Annotated in this window: 16 protein-coding genes and 1 pseudogene; 13 read left to right on the top strand and 4 right to left on the bottom strand. The window is 33.0% G+C overall.

Features of this window, described 5'->3' with window-relative positions; genetic code table 11:
- Positions 1-336 precede the first annotated feature (336 nt).
- The 6 genes and pseudogenes from BN1075_RS06245 to BN1075_RS06220 all read left to right on the top strand — a co-directional run bounded on the left by BN1075_RS06245 (position 337) and on the right by BN1075_RS06220 (position 5,399).
- Complete coding sequence (locus BN1075_RS06245) at positions 337-1,200, top strand: ABC transporter ATP-binding protein (protein WP_040192205.1); 864 nt, start codon at positions 337-339, stop codon at positions 1,198-1,200.
- Positions 1,200-1,865: an ABC-2 transporter permease gene (locus BN1075_RS06240; RefSeq protein ID WP_040192203.1), complete on the top strand. Its 666-nt coding sequence runs from the start codon at positions 1,200-1,202 to the stop codon at positions 1,863-1,865. The genes BN1075_RS06245 and BN1075_RS06240 overlap by 1 nt, the downstream gene beginning before the upstream one ends.
- A gap of 11 nt (positions 1,866-1,876) precedes the next feature.
- The gene (locus tag BN1075_RS06235; RefSeq protein ID WP_040192201.1) at positions 1,877-2,545 is read left to right on the top strand and encodes an ABC-2 transporter permease; all 669 of its coding nucleotides are present in this window, start codon (positions 1,877-1,879) and stop codon (positions 2,543-2,545) included.
- A gap of 50 nt (positions 2,546-2,595) precedes the next feature.
- A complete protein-coding gene (locus BN1075_RS06230) occupies positions 2,596-2,973 on the top strand; it encodes a GntR family transcriptional regulator (protein WP_040192200.1) in 378 nt (125 codons plus the stop codon).
- Between the two features lie 30 nt (positions 2,974-3,003).
- The gene (locus tag BN1075_RS06225) at positions 3,004-3,855 is read left to right on the top strand and encodes an ABC transporter ATP-binding protein (protein ID WP_040192198.1); all 852 of its coding nucleotides are present in this window, start codon (positions 3,004-3,006) and stop codon (positions 3,853-3,855) included.
- Between the two features lie 153 nt (positions 3,856-4,008).
- Positions 4,009-5,399, top strand: a pseudogene (locus BN1075_RS06220) (MATE family efflux transporter).
- A gap of 62 nt (positions 5,400-5,461) precedes the next feature.
- Here BN1075_RS06220 and BN1075_RS20645 read toward each other — a convergent pair.
- A complete protein-coding gene (locus BN1075_RS20645; protein ID WP_052406425.1) occupies positions 5,462-6,796 on the bottom strand; it encodes an RsiV family protein in 1,335 nt (444 codons plus the stop codon).
- 297 nt (positions 6,797-7,093) lie between these two features.
- Between BN1075_RS20645 and BN1075_RS22335 the strand changes: the two genes are divergently transcribed.
- From BN1075_RS22335 to trhA, 3 genes are all read left to right on the top strand, one after another.
- Positions 7,094-7,222: a hypothetical protein gene (locus BN1075_RS22335; protein WP_268871535.1), complete on the top strand. Its 129-nt coding sequence runs from the start codon at positions 7,094-7,096 to the stop codon at positions 7,220-7,222.
- Between the two features lie 106 nt (positions 7,223-7,328).
- On the top strand, positions 7,329-8,003 hold the full coding sequence (locus BN1075_RS06205) for a uracil-DNA glycosylase (RefSeq protein WP_040192412.1): 675 nt from the start codon (positions 7,329-7,331) through the stop codon (positions 8,001-8,003).
- Positions 8,004-8,147: 144 nt separating this feature from the next.
- Positions 8,148-8,816 carry a PAQR family membrane homeostasis protein TrhA gene (trhA, locus tag BN1075_RS06200; protein ID WP_040192196.1) on the top strand — a complete coding sequence of 223 codons (669 nt, stop codon included), beginning with the start codon at positions 8,148-8,150 and terminating at the stop codon, positions 8,814-8,816.
- A 95-nt stretch (positions 8,817-8,911) separates the two neighbouring features.
- Here trhA and proS read toward each other — a convergent pair whose 3' ends face one another.
- Entirely contained in the window at positions 8,912-10,348 is a 1,437-nt protein-coding gene (gene proS, locus BN1075_RS06195; RefSeq protein WP_040192195.1) for a proline--tRNA ligase, read from the bottom strand.
- Between the two features lie 309 nt (positions 10,349-10,657).
- On the opposite strand from proS, the gene BN1075_RS06190 reads away from it, so the two are divergent.
- The 3 genes from BN1075_RS06190 (at position 10,658) to BN1075_RS06180 (ending at position 13,762) form a co-directional block, all read left to right on the top strand.
- Positions 10,658-11,164 carry a C-GCAxxG-C-C family (seleno)protein gene (locus tag BN1075_RS06190; protein WP_404988246.1) on the top strand — a complete coding sequence of 169 codons (507 nt, stop codon included), beginning with the start codon at positions 10,658-10,660 and terminating at the stop codon, positions 11,162-11,164.
- Between the two features lie 11 nt (positions 11,165-11,175).
- Complete coding sequence (locus BN1075_RS06185) at positions 11,176-12,126, top strand: TDT family transporter (protein ID WP_040192194.1); 951 nt, start codon at positions 11,176-11,178, stop codon at positions 12,124-12,126.
- 238 nt (positions 12,127-12,364) lie between these two features.
- Complete coding sequence (locus BN1075_RS06180) at positions 12,365-13,762, top strand: amino acid permease (protein WP_235777761.1); 1,398 nt, start codon at positions 12,365-12,367, stop codon at positions 13,760-13,762.
- Between the two features lie 112 nt (positions 13,763-13,874).
- Here the strand turns inward: BN1075_RS06180 and BN1075_RS06175 are convergent, their stop codons facing one another.
- Entirely contained in the window at positions 13,875-15,644 is a 1,770-nt protein-coding gene (locus BN1075_RS06175; protein WP_040192193.1) for a M3 family oligoendopeptidase, read from the bottom strand.
- A gap of 264 nt (positions 15,645-15,908) precedes the next feature.
- On the opposite strand from BN1075_RS06175, the gene hdhA reads away from it, so the two are divergent.
- Complete coding sequence (hdhA, locus tag BN1075_RS06170) at positions 15,909-16,712, top strand: 7alpha-hydroxysteroid dehydrogenase (RefSeq protein WP_040192192.1); 804 nt, start codon at positions 15,909-15,911, stop codon at positions 16,710-16,712.
- Between the two features lie 411 nt (positions 16,713-17,123).
- On the opposite strand, the gene BN1075_RS21095 is transcribed toward hdhA, so the two are convergent.
- Entirely contained in the window at positions 17,124-17,453 is a 330-nt protein-coding gene (locus tag BN1075_RS21095) for a hypothetical protein (RefSeq protein ID WP_081911504.1), read from the bottom strand.
- Positions 17,454-17,502 lie beyond the last annotated feature (49 nt).

The following is a 17,502-nucleotide window of genomic DNA, read 5'->3' as shown; positions in this document are numbered from 1 at the left end:
AATTATAAATGTGTAAAGCTTAAGGAATTTTCCTTAAGCTNAAATGTTGGAGCTACAGGATGGGCAACTGGTCCGCATATTCATTTTGAAGTTATTATTGATGGATCAAGAGTTGATTCAGCACCATATTATTTTTAAAAATTATAAATGTGTAAAGCTTAAGGAATTTTCCTTAAGCTTTTTTTATTAAAAAGTTTAATAATGATGTTGACATAGTGTATATAAACAATATATACTGTTAATATAGTAAGAAAGTATTGAAAAAGGAAATACTTGAATTTTTTTATTACAACTGTATATACTGAATATTAACGGAGTTCTAATGGAGGAGTTATCATGGAGAATATATTAGAAATTAGGAATTTAACAAAGAAATATAAAAACTTTAAACTTGATGACATTTCTTTTGTTATACCAAAGGGATTTATAATGGGATTTATTGGTGAAAATGGTGCAGGAAAGACTACTACAATAAAGCTTATAATGAATCTTTTACAAAAGGATGCAGGAGAAATTAAAGTATTTGGAAAAGAAAATGTTAAGCATGAGCGAGAAATAAAAGAGCGTATTGGCTTTGTATATGATGATTGCTTTTATTATGAAAATCTTTCAATAAGAGATAATGGAAAAATAATTGCTGGGTTTTATAAGGCTTGGGATTGGAATGTATTTAACAAGTATTTAAGAAAATTTAATTTGGATGATAAGCAGAAAGTAAAAGAATTATCAAAGGGGATGAAAATGAAATTTGCAATTGCAATAGCTTTAAGCCACAAAGCTGAATTTATTATCCTTGATGAACCAACCTCTGGGCTTGATCCAGTTATGAGAAGGCAGGTTTTAGAGATGCTTCAACAAGTCATGGAGGATGAAAATGTTGGTATGTTGATTTCAAGTCATATAACGTCAGATTTGGAAAGGATAGCTGACTATATAACTTATATTAAAAATGGCAAAATAGTTTTTTCTATGTCAATTCCAGAGCTACAAGATGAGTATGTGATGATTAAAGGAAATAAGAATCTATTAAGAGAGATTGACAGAAATATAATTTATGGTTTAATAGAAACGCCTTATGGCTTTGAGGGAATTACAAGAGAAATTAGTAAAATTGAGAGTGGAGTTAAAAAGCAATTGGTAATAGAGAAGCCATCTATTGAAGAAATTATGGTGGCAGTGAATAAGGGGGTAGGGAAATAATGTGGAAAATGATTAATAGAGAACTGAGCACTAATATATCTATTTATAAAAATTTTAGAGGTTTAGTAATTGTGTTATGTGCAATTGTATATCCCTTTTTAATTGGTTCAGATAATATGAGTGTATTTAATTACTTTATAATGCTGGGAGGCTTAACAAGTGTAGCGTTTACTGAAGGTGAATCAAGAGATAAGGTGTATATGTCAATCTTAAGTAGTCCATGTAAAAGAAGTGATTATGTGTTTGGGAAATTCCTTGGAAACTTAATATGGGTAGGAATTTTGACTATTGTAGGTTTAATTTTAAATAGTATTTTAAATATAATGATGCCAGGAAAATATTTACTAGTAACTTTGGGTCAAGTAAAGCTAGTAGTTAGTTACATGTTGATTTTTACAGGAATTTATTATTTGTTATACTTTGCGTTAGGTTTGAAATGGGCTAAAATTGGGTATTTTGCTGTATTCTTCGCAATAATGGTTGGAATAGTTGGAATGGATGATATAGTATTTGGCAGTAGCAGTCCACAGATAATTAAGCAACTATATAGTTTTATTGAAAGTGCAGCTTTAGTAAATAATTTAATCCTAGTGATTATTGTAGGGGCGTTACTTGGATTATTTGCATATGTTTCATATATCTTTTATGATAAAAAAGATTTTTAGGAGGGATTAATGTGGGAGCACTTTTAAAAAAGGACTTTCTAACAAGCAGATATATATATAGTGTAATAACACTGCTAGTTATAGCAGTTTTGGTTGTTCTGGTAAAGGTAAATCCTATGGCAGCGTTTATGACAGCAACAATAGGAAGCGTTATGATTCCAATAGTGGTTAATAAATTTACTGCAACAGAGGAAATGAGAAAAAATTATGATGTGGTAATGAATAGTTTTCCTGTTAAAAGAAAAGATGTTGTAATTAGCAAGTATATGTATTATTTAATAATGCATTTCCTAACAGCGTTGCTGCTTCAAGGAATTGTAGTTATAAATAACTTAAGTGATAGTAGTTTTCTTGTAACTGTATTTTTAGTTCAGGGAGCCGCATTTTTATATTATATCCTTTTTATAGGTATACCGAATTACGTATATTACCGCTTTGATTATGATGTTGCGACTAAATACTCAGCTGTAATTATTATTGTGGTAGCTAATCTGCCTTTAATGATAAGTGGGCTAATGGATAGAATAAATCCAAATTTAAAGATTACAATTATAAAGTCAATAGAAGCTGGTGGAAGAGATGCCTGGCTATTAGCTGGTATGGTGTTTCTTATTGGATTTATAATATACCTTACTATGACTGTAGCTTCAGCAAGAAGCTATGGAAGACGTGATTTATAGATGGTGATATAATAGAGGTACTTTAAAGTACAAGTCTTGGAGGAGAAGCAATGAATATTATAATAAATAACTCTTCAGGGGAGCCTATTTATTCTCAAATAGAAAAACAAATAAAAGATGATATATTAACAAATAAATTGAGTCCGAATGAACCGTTACCATCTATTAGGGGATTAGCTAAGGATTTGAGGATTAGTGTAATTACAACCAAAAGAGCCTATGACGAATTAGAAAGAGATGGGTTCATCTATACTCTGCCTGGGAAAGGATCCTTTGTAGCAGCTCAAGATAAAGAATTATTAAAGGAATCTATCATGAGAAATATGGAAGAATATTTAATAAAAGCTCTTGAGGAAGGAGCAAAGGCTGATATAGGAGTGGAAGAAATCTGTAACATTTTAAAGGTGTTAAGTCATGAAATTAATTAGCAATTCAAAGGGCAGGAGGAGTAAATAATCATGGAGAATATTTTAGAAATTAAAAATTTAAATAAAGAATATAAAAATTTTTCTTTAAGGTCGGTTTCTTTAAACTTGCCTAAAGGATTTATTATGGGGCTTATTGGAGAAAATGGTGCAGGGAAAAGTACCTTGATAAAAATTATTATGAACTTAGTTAAGCGTGACAGTGGAAGTATTAATATATTTGGAATGGATAACTTAAAGTTTGAGAGAAAAGTCAAGGAAAGAATAGGGTTTGTGTATGATCAATGTTATTATTACGACCATATTAGTCTTGAGGAAAATGGGAAGATGGTAGCAAAGCTTTATTCTAATTGGGACAATGAGAAGTTTAATAGATATCTAAATAAATTTTCCTTAAATAAGAAGCAGTTGCTTAAAGAGCTTTCAAAGGGAATGAGAATGAAGTTTTCTTTGTGTATTGCCTTAAGTCATGGGGCTGAGCTTATTATAATGGATGAGCCAACTGCAGGATTAGACCCAATTGTAAGAAACGAAGTTTTAGAAGAATTACAAAGACTTTTAGAAACCGAAAACCTTAGTGTAATTATTTCAACTCATATAACAGAAGATCTTGAAAAGATAGCTGATTATATAACTTTCATAAAAGACGGTGAAATAGTATTTTCAACATCTAAGGATGAGATTGAGGATAATTATAGAATTGTTAAAGGAAGCAAGGACGTTCTTACAAAAGAAGTTGAATCTTTATTCCAAGGGGTAAGTAAGAATAATTATGGCTTTGAAGCAATAACGAATAAAGGTGATGAAATAAGCAGACTTCTTGGAGATAAGGTTATTTTAGAAAGAGCCGCTCTTGAAGATATTATGCTTTTGTATAAAAAATAAAAATATTTTAAATATTGATTTATTTAGAGAAACGAATTAAAATAAAATTATAAATAATTATTTTAAATTAGTATATTACCTCATATATCCTTAGGATATATGAGGTTTTATTGCGTTTAAGTAACCTTTGTTTAAGGGTTAGAAGGGGGATATATGGAGAGTAGAATTGATTTAACAGAAGGAAGAATTGCAGAAAAGTTAGTTAAGCTTGCATTGCCAATAATGGCAACATCCTTTATACAAATGGCATATAACTTAACAGATATGCTTTGGTTGGAAGGGCTGGAACCAATGCTTTGGCGGCCGTTGGAACAGCAGGATTTTTTTCACAATTAGCAGTTGCATTAGCAATGATATCTAAGGTAGGAGCAGAGATTAAAGTTGCTCAAAGCATTGGCAGAAGGGATGAAAGAGCAGCCAAGAAATATGTTACAACTTCACTGCAGATGATAATAGTAGCTTCAATTATAATGGGGCTTATTATTTTAACCTTTAAAAGTAAGTTTATAGGCTTCTTTGGATTAGAAAGCAAAGAAGTAGTTTCCATGGCAGAATCTTATCTGTCAATTATAGCAATGGGGATGGTTATTACAAATTTAATGCCAGTTTTTACAGCTATATTTAATGGTTCAGGTAATAGTAAAACGCCATTTATTATTAACACCATAGGACTTGTGTTCAATATGGTATTAGACCCTATATTAATTTTTGGCTTAGGTCCAATTCCAAAGCTTGGAGTTCTTGGAGCTGCGTTGGCTACAATTGGCTCACAGGCTATAGTTGTAGCATGCTTTATATTTTTTATGATAAAAAGTAAGGAAAAGTACTTAAAGGTAAATTTATTATCTAAAATGGATTTTGAAGCAGTGGCAGGTTTATGTAAGTTAGGGTTGCCAGCTGGAATACAAAGTGGATTGTTCACAGTGTTTTCAATACTAATTGCAAGAATAATTGCAGGATGGGGAGAGGTTCCTATAGCAGCTCAAAAGGTTGGATGTCAAATTGAAGCAATTACCTGGATGACAGCTGGAGGCTTCTCAACAGCTCTTAGCTCCTTCGTTGGACAAAACTATGGAGCAGGAAAGTTTGACAGGATTAAGAAGGGATATAAAGCAACCATTATACTTGCAGGTGTAGTTGGTATTTTTGCTACCTTACTTTTAGTACTTGGTGGAGAGTGGATATTCTCATTATTTAGCAATGAACCAGAAACAATATTAGTCGGAAAAGATTACTTAAAAATCATGGGATATACTCAGTTGTTTATGTGTTTAGAGATAACGACAGTAGGAGTATTTAACGGGCTTGGAAAAACAACTATTCCTGCTGTAGTAAGTATAATTTTAACAGGAGCCAGAATACCAATGGCCTTAATACTTTCTAGACCAGAATTATTGGGATTAAACGGAGTATGGTGGAGTATTAGTATCTCTATGGTGCTAAAAGGAGTAACAATTGTATCTATTCTTTGGTATTTTGTTAAAAAGAAGGATTTGCTTCATAATAGTAATAAGTTGAATTCAAGTGAAGAAATAGGAATATAAGAGAAAGCTTAGGACAGTGTGAGGCTGTACCTAAGCTTTTTTATAAATCGTTATTTAGTTGGTTACTTTTGTGGAGAATTAGTGGTTGGTTGTCCTTTAGGAGGATAACTTTCACCTTCTGGAACGACACCAGTATAAGTGCCCAGATACTCAGGGCTCATTGCAGAGCCACCTTCCTCTTCAGGAACTATCCCAGTATAGGTTCCAAGATATTCAGGCCCCATTGCAGTTCCACCTTCTTCAGCAGATTGTGGGAGAGGAGTGACGGCTGATGGAGGCTCAGGAATTACATTAGAAGGATTAAGAATCTTATTTATAGGACTTTCTGGAGATAAATATTTTGTTATTAGGTTATAAGGGATAGGTATTCTAAATAAACCTTGGCTGGCAGGGGTATATTCATCAACCTGATAGTATAAAACTAATTCTTCAGGGGTTAGATAGTATTTTTGACCATCGGTAATTCCCTGATATGGTACAACAAGTTTAACATTTGATTTTTTAGCAATGTCCATAGCCATTTTGCTTATATCTTCTTTATAAGTTGATTTAGAATTAAATAGATCTTCAAAATCATATTTTTTGCCTGTATTTAAATCAACAGTAAGAGAATCAAAAGTTATTCTAGGATTTTTTCCACCTTCGACTAAAGTACTTAGGGACATAACAAGGCTTAGTAAACCATATCCATCAAGAGGAACTTCATAGGCGCTTAAAACTTTTTGAAAGTTTACTTTTTCAGGTACTAAAACTTGATTTTGTAATAAATCATCCAATGTATCAATTATTTCAGTGTTGATGATGTTCTCTATGTCTTCAGTTTTCATATTACTTATAAAAGGATATTCAAGTTGTAACATTGATGGGGCAAGTGTTTGAGTTTGAAGATTGGAGATAACATTATCTGTGCTTCTAAAAGGGTTTCTGCCATAACATTCAAAGGATTCGATTCTGTTCAAATCAACTCCAAAGTAAACCCAGCGATAACCGTTCCAGCGATATCCAGAAGCTGTGGTTCTATCTATTCTAGTAAACCATGCCCAATAGGAGGAACCGTTTGTCTGCCATACATAAACATATTGATATCTACATGGCGCTAATGAACCAGGTGAAACTTTCAACATGCTTGAGTTAGAGCTTTTGGATGATGTAGCCTGTTTAGGAGTATAGGATGGTGGAGGTCCAGGAACATCATTTGGGTTCGAAGGAGGACCTGGCATAGGTGGTTTAGATGGAACCGGTTCATTATTAAAGTTAGGTGGTCCTGGTTTATTATTTGGAGGAAAAAATGGAGGAAATACTCTTTCGCCATTTTCACTGAAGAATTCTTCAAATTCTAAGTACTCGTCATTAACAATGGCATCTAGGTTAGTGACGTAAGGATTTCGAATTAACATATATATTCTCCTTAATAGTATTACATTATTATAATATACAAAAAATAGTTAATTGTGATTTTAGTTTTTAAATTGAGGGTGAATATAATAATTTAAAATTAAATTTTATTAAGTACATAATAAAAGAAATTAAGGAGATAATAATAGCATACCAATAAAATCATTATTTGTTTTGAAAGAAATTTTTAAATCTATGTCATGGAAGAGCTTAGGGATTATGAAGGAATAAATTATTACTAGTAGGAACTGCGGCTCTGCTAATTCACATAGAATTGAAATTTTAAGGAGGAACGGCTAATGAAAGATGTTTATCAAGCAACTCACGTAGCAACTAGTCCAAGAACAAAACAACAACTTAGAAAATTCAAAGAAGAATTTTCAGAAGAGATGCCATGGAGGAAAGCTAAGAGAAGATATTCTAAATAGCGTCATGGTAATATAATGATTTTATTGTTATAATATAAAAGGGAAACCCCATTGCCTGTTAGCAGTGGGGTTTTCTATTGATGATATATGAGAAGGGAAGATTGTGATGGTGAAGTTAGGTAATTCATGGGATGGGATTTTAACAGGGGAGTTTGAAAAACCATACTATCTTAAGTTAAAGGAATTTCTTACACATGAATATAAAACAAAGGTTATTTATCCAGATAAGTATAATATTTTTAATGCTTTAAAGTTAACACCTTATGAGGAGGTTAAAGTGGTAATCCTTGGACAGGATCCTTATCATGGTCCAGGTCAGGCACATGGTTTATCATTTTCAGTTCAGCCAGGTATACAGACACCGCCGTCATTACAAAATATGTACAAAGAGCTTCGTGATGACTTAGGATGTTTTATTCCTAATAATGGATATCTTGTCCCATGGGCTCAACAAGGAGTATTACTTTTAAATACAGTTTTAACTGTTGAAGCTGGAAAAGCCAATTCTCACAGAAAGAAAGGGTGGGAGAATTTTACGGATGAGGTAATTAAAAAGCTTAATGAAAGAGATAAGCCAATAGTTTTCCTGCTATGGGGTAACAATGCAAAAGAGAAGATGAATCTTATAACAAACCCAAATCATTTCATTTTAACAACAGTTCACCCAAGTCCATTATCAGCAACTCGAGGCTTTATGGGGTGCAAACATTTTTCAAAAACTAATGAAATCTTAAAGGAGTTAGGCGAGAAAGAAATAAATTGGCAGATACCTAATCTATAATAAAATTAAATTCACGTGAAAGGAGAGGAGTTTTGTACCTCTCTTTTTATTTTTGCATAATATAGTAATTAAGTTCAATAATATTTGAATAATTATAGTAACAGAGGAAATTATGTTAATGTGTTTAGAAAGGAGTTGGAGTATATGAGGACAAAGCTTGCAGATAGGAAGCTACCTAATTATACTAAGGGAGAAGAAATTTTTAATATGGTGTCACATATTGTTGGAGCCGTAGCAGGGATTGTGGTCCTTGTGCTGTGTGTAATTGCAGCAGCTCTTAACCACAATCCATATGGTGTTGTAGGGTCAGTTATTTATGGGGTAACGATGATAATGCTTTATACCATGTCTAGCATTTACCATGGTCTTAGACCTGGAATGGCGAAGAAGGTTTTTCAAGTAATTGATCATTGTACAATATATCTTCTTATTGCAGGAACATATACACCAATAGCTTTAAGTGCTATTAGAGCTGTTAATCCAGTTTTAGGCTGGTGCTTATTTGGAATTGAGTGGGCTTTTGCAGCATTAGCAATAACGTTGACAGCTATTGATCTTGAGAAGTTTGGTGTGTTTTCAATGGTATGCTATATCGGTATGGGGTGGAGTGTTATATTAATTTATAAAACTGCATTTATAGCATTAACCTTTCCAGGCTTTATGCTTTTGTTTGTTGGGGGAGTGTTCTATACTTTTGGAGCTATTCTTTATGGATTAGGCTCAACAAGAAAGTATATGCACAATATCTTTCATGTTTTTGTAATAGCGGGAAGCATAATGCAATTCTTTGCTATTTTGTTTTACGCAGTATAAAATATAGGAACTCCCTCAAGGAGTTCCTACCACCATTTTTAATTATAAATTCTTAATTCTACATAAAAAAATGACTGCCATGGCAGTCATTTTTATTAGTATGCTTTACCCCAGTAAACCATAGTCTTAGCTTCTTTTCCACAACACACACATTTGTCAGAAAGCTTTTCCTGTTCAAATGGCATACATCTTGAAGAAACTCCAGCAACTTCTTTAAGTTTGTTTTCACAAGCTTCATCTCCACACCACATAGCCTTAATGAATCCTGGCTTATTATCTGCGATTTCGATGAAGTCTTCTAAAGTTACAGCAGAGTAAGTTTTTTCTTCTCTATGTTTTTTAGCTTTTTCAAGAAGTGCATTTTGTACGATTTCTAGAGTTTCAGTTATTTTTGTTTCTAATTCATCAAGAGAAACAACGATTTTTTCTCTGTTATCTCTTCTTACTATTACAGCTTCATTATTTTCGATATCCTTAGGTCCGATTTCAACTCTTACAGGAATACCTTTCATTTCACATTCGCTGAACTTCCAACCAGGCATTTTATCGCTGCTGTCAAGTTTAACTCTTGCTACTTTGGATACTCTTTCTCTTAATTCTTCAGCTTTCTCAAGTACGCCTTCCTTGTGTTGAGCGATAGGGATTATCATAACTTGAGTTGGAGCTATTCTTGGAGGAAGAACAAGTCCGCTGTCATCACCGTGAACCATGATTATAGCTCCGATTAAACGAGTTGTAACTCCCCAAGAAGTTTCGTGAACATATTGTAATTGTCCATTTTTATCGTTGTATCTGATGCCAAAGGCTTTAGCAAAACCATCACCAAAGTTGTGAGAGGTTCCGCTTTGAAGAGCCTTACCATCATGCATTAAGCTTTCTATAGTATAAGTAGCTTCAGCACCAGCAAATTTTTCTTTATCTGTTTTTCTTCCTTTAACAACAGGCATCGCAAGAACATTCTCGCAGAAGTCTGCATACATGTTAAGAATTGAGATTGTTTCTTTTTCTGATTCTTCAGCAGTTGCGTGGATTGTATGTCCTTCCTGCCATAGGAACTCAGTACTTCTTAGAAATGGTCTAGTTGTTTTTTCCCATCTTACAACTGAACACCATTGGTTATAAAGTTTTGGTAAATCATTGTGAGATTGAACGATTTTTGCAAAGTGTTCACAGAATAGAGTTTCTGAAGTTGGTCTAACACATAATCTCTCTGCTAATTCTTCACTTCCACCGTGAGTTACCCAAGCAACCTCGGGAGCAAAGCCTTCAACGTGATCTTTTTCTTTATTCAATAAGCTCTCTGGAATGAACATAGGCATATATACATTCTCGTGTCCAGTTGCTTTTAATCTTTCATCTAAATTCTTTTGGATGTTTTCCCAAATTGCATAACCGTAGGGTCTTATTATCATACATCCCTTAACGCTTGAGTAGTCAACTAACTCAGCTTTTTTTACTATGTCAGTATACCACTTTGCAAAATCCTCATCCATGGAGGTAATTGCTTCAACAAATTTTTTACCTTTTGCCATAATAATACTCCCTCATTTCTATTTATTTTGTTGCTTTGTGAAAAAATAAGGGCTTAAAAGCACCTTATATATCAATATATTTAATACTTTAAACAGATTTAAGTATATTTATCACTAGTTTTATATTATATCAAATGTATAAACTAAATTGAAGAAAAATTCGCACTGAAAAGTATAAAAGATTATTAGATTTTAGTGCTTTTAGTTATTATGAAATCGAATAGGTGAGAAATATCTATTAAAAGTAAGAATAATCAATGAAAATGAAGAGGGTTGTTAATATAATAGCTATGGGAGTTATAAATTATATTGAATGAAATTGGAAGGATGGATGAATTTATGATTAAAGAAGTAAGTGTACAAAAGGTTAAAGCTGATGCAGAGGATTTTTTCAAAAGAGGAGAGTACTATTGTTCAGAGGCAATCGTAGCTTCAATTAAAAAGAATTTTGAATTGGACATGCCAGATGAAATGATAGCTATGGCATCAGGGTTCCCGGTTGGAATTGGAAAGACAAAATGTACTTGTGGAGCAATATCAGGAGCAGTCTTAAGTGTTGGTTATTTCTTTGGAAGAACAGCTGGAAGCACGCCACAGGATCCAAGAAGTGTTAAAACACTTGAGCTAGCAAAGGAGCTTCAAGAATATTTCAGAGGGAAAAATAAGGTTTCATGTTGCAGTATTCTTACAAAAGGAATGGATATGGCATCAGGTGAACATAAGGCTCAATGTGTAAAATTTACAGGAGAGATGGCAGAAAAAACTGCAGAGATAATAGTTAGAGAATTAAATATTAAAAATATTGATGCAGAGTAAAGGGGAGTATCATGAATTATATAAAAAAAATACCATTACCATTTGCAGCAGTAATATTAGCATGTGCCGCATTGGGTAATTTGTTATCAAGCTATACAGTTATGGCAAAAAATATATTTGGAGCCATAGCATCAATAATGTTCATTTTACTGACTTTAAAAATGGTAGTTTGCTGGAAAAGTGTGAAGGAAGAAATGAATAATCCAGTAATAGCAAGCGTTATTCCAACTTATTCAATGGCAATGATGATATTGTCAGGATACTTAAAACCTTATTCAGCTAGTGCTGGAGCAGGGTTATGGTGGTTAGGTGTAATTATTCATGTGGTTTTAATTGTTGTGTATACTAAAAATTTTATATGTGGATTTAAAATAAATAAAATATTTCCGAGTACCTTTATTGTATATGTTGGAATTGCAGCTGCGTCGATAACTGCCCCAGCCTTTGGTTTTGAAAAAATTGGACAAGCTATTTTCTGGTTTGCATTAGCTACATTAATAGTATTAGTGTTTGTCATAGGATACAGAGTATTGGTTGTGAAGGGGATTCAAGAACCTGCAATGCCAACCACTGTAATTTTTGCAGCACCAGCAGCACTTACTTTAGCAGCATACTTAAATTCTTTTACGGAGAAAAACATTTCGATGCTATACTTTTTAGCAGTCTTAGTTGGAATACTATATGTAGTTGGATTATGTTTTTTAGTTAAGGGGTTAACTTTAAGGTTTTATCCAAGTTATGCTGCGTTTACATTCCCTATGGTTATAAGTGCAATTGCGATAAAAGGAACAAATGGTACACTAATGAATGCAGGAAAAGGTATTTCGTGGCTTCAGTATGTGGTTAAAGCTCAAGAGTTTATAGCTGCCGTTATAGTTATATATGTTTTAGTAAGATTTATTATGTTTATATTTGCTAAGGATGCTATAAAGGTTACGACTCAAAAGGTTAAAAGTAGTTAAAAATCTTCATTATTGTAAATAAAATAACAAAAGAATATATATCCAAAATACATACTAAGTGCTATAATTATCTTGTTAAACAATTAGCAAATATTGTTAATCAAGAAGGTGGTAGATAAGGGGAAAATAAAAAATTAAAACTAAATAACTTATAAGCTGTTCTATTTTATTTGATGCTAGTTAAAGAATTAGTATTATTAAGTCGTCAATTTTTATTATTTTAGTAGGAGTGGAGATTATGGCTAAGAAGAATAGTCAAATTATGCAAGATGGCGGAGAACTAAAGAGAGAGTTAGGGATTTGGGCGGCAACGGCAATAGTAGTAGGTAATGTAATAGGCTCGGGAGTCTTTATGTCACCAGGAAGTATGGCAAGAGCTACAAACCCTAAGGTTGCAATTATAGCATGGATTTTAACAGCAGTGGGTTCATTACTTATAGCACTTAGTTTTGCTAACCTAGGCTCTAAGATGCCTAAAACAGGTGGACCTGTAGTTTATACAAGAGCAGCATTTGGTGATTTTGCAGGGTTTCTAATTGCCTGGTCCTTCTGGATTGGATCATGGGTAGGGAATGATGCGATAATTACAGCATTTATGAGTTATTTTACTTATTTTTTCCCAGGCGCAAACAATCCAATGAGCGCCATTCTAATTTGTTCGGCAGTTATTTGGGTATTTACTATTGTAAATATTGTGAGCGTAAAGCATGTTGGAAAGATTGGGGTTGTATCTACAGTTTTAAAAGTAGCAGTATTAGTTGTGTTTATTTTTATAGCCTTCATTAATTTTAATCCAAGCTTTATGAGTACAGTTTCTGCTCCAGAGGTTTCAGGTATGGGAACACTTCCAGCAGGTATTGCAATTGCTTTATGGGCTTTCGTTGGACTTGAAAGTGCAACTGTAGCAGGAGGAGAAATTAAGAATCCAGAAAAGAATATTAGAAGAAGTACAGTATATGGAATATTATTAATTGGAATAATATACATTATCATAAGCGTTGCTGCAATGGGAGCTATGGATCAGGCTTCTTTAGCTAATTCAAATGCACCAATGGCTGATATAATAGACGCAGCGACAGGTGGAAGTTGGGGTGGACCATTTATAGCCATTGGAGCTATAATATCAACTTTAGGGGCAGCTTGTGGCTGGTTCTTAACTACAGCTAGATGTGCAGTTGGTGCTGCAGAAGATGGATTATTCCCTAAGATATTTAAGAAGGTAAATCCAAAATATAATACACCAGTAGCAGCTTTAATTATTAATGGTGTGTGTATGAACTTACTTTTATTGATGAATTATATTGGTTCCTTACAAAGTGTATTTGACTTTATGATTCTTCTTGCAACTTTATCCTTCTTGCCAGCATATTCATTTACAGCGGCAGCAGAGATAGTATTACTTTGCAAGAAATCAAAGGATTTCAGTTTAATTAATTTCTTAAAGAGTTCATTCTTCTCATTGTTAGCCTTTGCATACTCAATTTATGCAATTTATGGCACCGGTGCAGAAGTAGTAATGTATGGATTTATTCTAATGCTTGTTGGAATTCCAGTATACGTATATATGATGATGCAAAAGAATAAGCAATCAAAAAATATAGATGAAATTAGAAAGTCAGCAGGACTGGATATTTAATAGATTCATATTTTAAGGTGAAATAATTAAATTAGATAAATGATAAAATCCCATGATATAATCATGGGATTTTAATATTTATTTATGATATTTCACTTTGGGGAAATTGGTTTTATTTTAATGATAAGAATTCATCAATATCACCTTTAATAATTTCAAGAGAGCTTCTCCAGAAGTTAATGTCAGTAATATCAATGTTCATAATCATAGCAATATCCTTTAAATTATTTTTGCCAGTTACAGAAAGTAGTTTTCTGTAATCATCTGCAAAAGATTGTCCGCGGTTTAAATACTCAGCATAAAGTCCTTTGGAGAATAATTGTCCGAAGGCATAAGGGAAGTTATAAAAGTTTCTGCCAGCATAATAGTAGTGGGTTTTACATGCCCACATGTATGGATGCAGGTAGTTTTGATCTAAGCCATCTCCATAAGCTTTTCTCTGTGCATCAAGCATTATTTCATTTATTTCCTCAACAGAAAGGTTTGCTTCTTCTCTTCTTCTAAATAATTCACTTTCAAATAAGTATCTGCTATAGATATCAACTATAACCTGAGTGCAATCACAGATTTCTCCTTCAAGAATTGCAAATTTTTCTTCAGGTGTTGCTGTTTTTATAGCTGCCTTTTTCACTATAGTTTCACAGAAGGTAGAAGCAGTTTCAGCAATTGGCATTGGATATCCAGAGTTTAATATGCTTTCGTTGTTTAAACAGTGACCATGGTAACCATGACCAAGCTCATGAGCTAGGGTTACAACATCACTGAAGGTATCACCATAATTAAGAAGAACTCTACATTCGCCTATTGGGTGAATACCAGAACAGAAAGCTCCACCAACCTTACCTTGCTTTGGTTTAACATCAATCCAAGATTTTTCAATAGCTTCTTTTGCAAAATCAGCTAAATCATCGCTGAAGGTTCTGAAGTTGTCTATTACACATTTACAGCCGTCCTCGTAAGAATAGGTCATATCGATATCACCCATAGGAGCAAATAAATCATAAAAAGGAAGTCCATTTTTATGTCCTAAAAGTTCACTTTTTTTCCTAAGGTAATTTCTGAACACAGGCATATATTCTTCCATAGCTTGAAGCATGGCATTTAAAGTAGCCTTGTCCATTCTTGAATTAGCTAAAGTTTCATCTAGTGGAGATTCAAAGCCTCTTAATTTTGAAGTAGTGATAACTTCGCCCTTTATACCATTTAAAGCTGCAGCCATACCATCATCAATTTTTTTATAGCTGGCAAGTTCTGCTTCATAAGCAGCTTTTCTAGTTATAGGGTCAGCTTCATAAGCTAAATTTCTAACTACGGATAAAGGAAGCTGCTGCTGTACATTATCAATTTCTATATCAACCATTAAGCTTGAGGTTAAAATGTTCTTTAATTTTTCCCATGCATTAGACCCAGTAGTCTTCATTTTAGCTATTATAGCTTCTTCCTTGTCGCTTAAAATGTATTTAGCTTTTTCAGCTTCTTCCTTAATTATAAATTCATGCTCTTTAAGAAGAGGTGAGCTTTCAATGATTACATCAAGATTTTCTATGCGTCCCATCCACCTTGTAAGCTGTGCTTCACTTTCGGCTAAATTGCTAAGTTTAGAGGATAATATATCTTGATAACGTAGGGCTGTGGAATTTTTAGTATCTGTGCTTAGAGTTAAATGGGTCATAGCACCAAGCATTCTAGAGGTTTTAGAGAGTTCTGTGTTTATGTAAATATATCTTTCAAGAACATCTCTAATATCAACGGCGATTCCAGTAGTTTCTTTTCCAAGATGAATAAATTCATCAATTATTTTATCCAGGGTTTCAAAGTCATTTTTAAATTCATCACTCTGGAAGGATGGATATAGCTCCTTTAAACTCCAGTTTAATTCCAAAAAAATCATCTCCTTATTATTTCTATATTCGAAATATTTTCAATATTATATCATATAATTGAAGAGGGAATGCCAAAATATAAAAATTGTTAACATAGAGTTAAATAAATTTATAAATAAGTTGTTTGTAAGAAAATTTAGTAAATGATACTATTAAGATGTTAAGTGAATATCCGAATCTTTGATTTGGAAACATAAACTTACTCCATCGAATGAATATTAGATGGGGTTCAAATTTAAATGCTTAAGGTAGGAGGTAGTGTAATGAGAAAACTTGAAAATAAGGTAGCTATAGTTACAGCTGCTACAAAAGGGATTGGTCTTGCATCAGCTGAAGTGCTAGCTGAGAATGGTGCATTAGTATATATAGCTGCAAGGTCAGAGGAATTAGCAAAAGAAGTTATATCAAACATTGAAAATAAGGGTGGTACAGCAAAGTTTGTATATTTTAATGCTCGTGAGCCACAAACATATACTTCTATGGTAGATACCGTTGCAGAAGCTGAAGGAAGGCTAGATATTTTAGTAAATAACTACGGGGGAACTAATCCTAGATTAGATAGGGATGTAGTTAATGGAGATACGGATGAATTTTTTAGAATAATTCAAGATAATTTGCAAAGTGTATATTTACCATGTAAAGCCGCAATACCACATATGGCTAAAAATGGTAGTGGAAGTATTGTAAATATATCTACAATTGGATCAGTTGTACCTGATTTGGGAAGAGTTGCTTATTGTGTTTCAAAGGCCGCAATTAATTCGCTAACTCAAAATATAGCTGTTCAGTATGCTAGGCAAGGGGTTAGATGTAATGCTGTTCTTCCAGGATTAATTGGAACTAAGGCAGCATTAGAGAATATGAGTGATGAATTTAGGGATTCATTCTTAAGACATGTACCATTAAACAGGGTTGGAAAGCCAGAAGATATTGCTAAAGCAGTACTTTACTATGCAAGCGATGATTCATCTTACGTTACAGGGATGATTCATGAGGTTGCTGGAGGATATGCTCTAGGAACTCCTCAATATGCTGAATTCTCAGAGATGATGGATAAAAGTAAGTAAATATAAAAGTATAACTTATATAATAAAAACAGCTAACGAAAATGAGGCGTTAGCTGTTTTGCTATACGTTATAATTGTTCTGCAGTTTTATTTAGTGATTTAGCAAGAATATCTATAATGGCATTTATTTTTTCATCATTAGAAGTTGTTGCATAAGCGGTTTCATCATTAGGATTTGCTGAAGAAGTTGATTTATTTGAGGGTGAAGAGTCAATGGCAGTCTTTTGATCATGTTTTTTAGTAAATTAGAAAGTCCAAATGCAGATAGAGCTACAACACATAGTTCTATAATGGAAATAGTTAAGATTTTTTGTTTTTCATTTTAATTTCCACAAGATATATTTATATTATTAGAGTACTTATAAGTTATTGTTGTTTTAAGCATTTTTTAGGATTCAAGAGAAATCTTTCTTACTTTCCATTTTTGCTCATCTTATATTGAGAAACCTCCACATCAGTGTTGTTGGTAATAGTTAAAAATTCAATCATATACTTATGTCCATCAGTACCATCGAAGTATATAGTTTTTGTATAATCATCAGTTTGGGTTGTTGGATTTCCAGATATAAGCTTACACCATTCTCCATATTTAATTTCAACGACCGATTCACCTTGCCATTGCCAGCCATGATAAGGTGTACATAGAAAATCTTCTCCGTAAAAATCCATGTTGGAAATTTTGAATGAATCCTTTTCTTGTGTTAAATCAATAAAGCTGTAGTAATACCCAAAGTTAGTCATAGGTTTATCGGAACCTTCTATGGTTTCAAGTTCAACAAAATATCTTTTT

Source organism: Clostridium culturomicium, from assembly GCF_000821305.1.
Classification (GTDB): domain Bacteria; phylum Bacillota; class Clostridia; order Clostridiales; family Clostridiaceae; genus Clostridium_J; species Clostridium_J culturomicium.
The sequence above is the reverse complement of the archived record's forward strand: the minus strand, read 5'-3'. Positions and strand labels throughout refer to the sequence as shown.

What these genes read in the sequence shown, in the direction of transcription:
- BN1075_RS06245 (WP_040192205.1), top strand. Translation starts at nt 337, where the DNA reads ATGGAGAATATATTAGAAATTAGGAATTTAACAAAGAAATATAAAAAC.
- BN1075_RS06240 (WP_040192203.1), top strand. Translation starts at nt 1,200, where the DNA reads ATGTGGAAAATGATTAATAGAGAACTGAGCACTAATATATCTATTTAT.
- BN1075_RS06230 (WP_040192200.1), top strand. Translation starts at nt 2,596, where the DNA reads ATGAATATTATAATAAATAACTCTTCAGGGGAGCCTATTTATTCTCAA.
- BN1075_RS06225 (WP_040192198.1), top strand. Translation starts at nt 3,004, where the DNA reads ATGGAGAATATTTTAGAAATTAAAAATTTAAATAAAGAATATAAAAAT.
- BN1075_RS20645 (WP_052406425.1), bottom strand. Translation starts at nt 6,796, where the DNA reads ATGTTAATTCGAAATCCTTACGTCACTAACCTAGATGCCATTGTTAAT.
- BN1075_RS22335 (WP_268871535.1), top strand. Translation starts at nt 7,094, where the DNA reads ATGAAAGATGTTTATCAAGCAACTCACGTAGCAACTAGTCCAAGAACA.
- BN1075_RS06205 (WP_040192412.1), top strand. Translation starts at nt 7,329, where the DNA reads ATGGTGAAGTTAGGTAATTCATGGGATGGGATTTTAACAGGGGAGTTT.
- trhA (WP_040192196.1), top strand. Translation starts at nt 8,148, where the DNA reads ATGAGGACAAAGCTTGCAGATAGGAAGCTACCTAATTATACTAAGGGA.
- proS (WP_040192195.1), bottom strand. Translation starts at nt 10,348, where the DNA reads ATGGCAAAAGGTAAAAAATTTGTTGAAGCAATTACCTCCATGGATGAG.
- BN1075_RS06185 (WP_040192194.1), top strand. Translation starts at nt 11,176, where the DNA reads ATGAATTATATAAAAAAAATACCATTACCATTTGCAGCAGTAATATTA.
- BN1075_RS06180 (WP_235777761.1), top strand. Translation starts at nt 12,365, where the DNA reads ATGGCTAAGAAGAATAGTCAAATTATGCAAGATGGCGGAGAACTAAAG.
- hdhA (WP_040192192.1), top strand. Translation starts at nt 15,909, where the DNA reads ATGAGAAAACTTGAAAATAAGGTAGCTATAGTTACAGCTGCTACAAAA.
- BN1075_RS21095 (WP_081911504.1), bottom strand. Translation starts at nt 17,453, where the DNA reads ATGACTAACTTTGGGTATTACTACAGCTTTATTGATTTAACACAAGAA.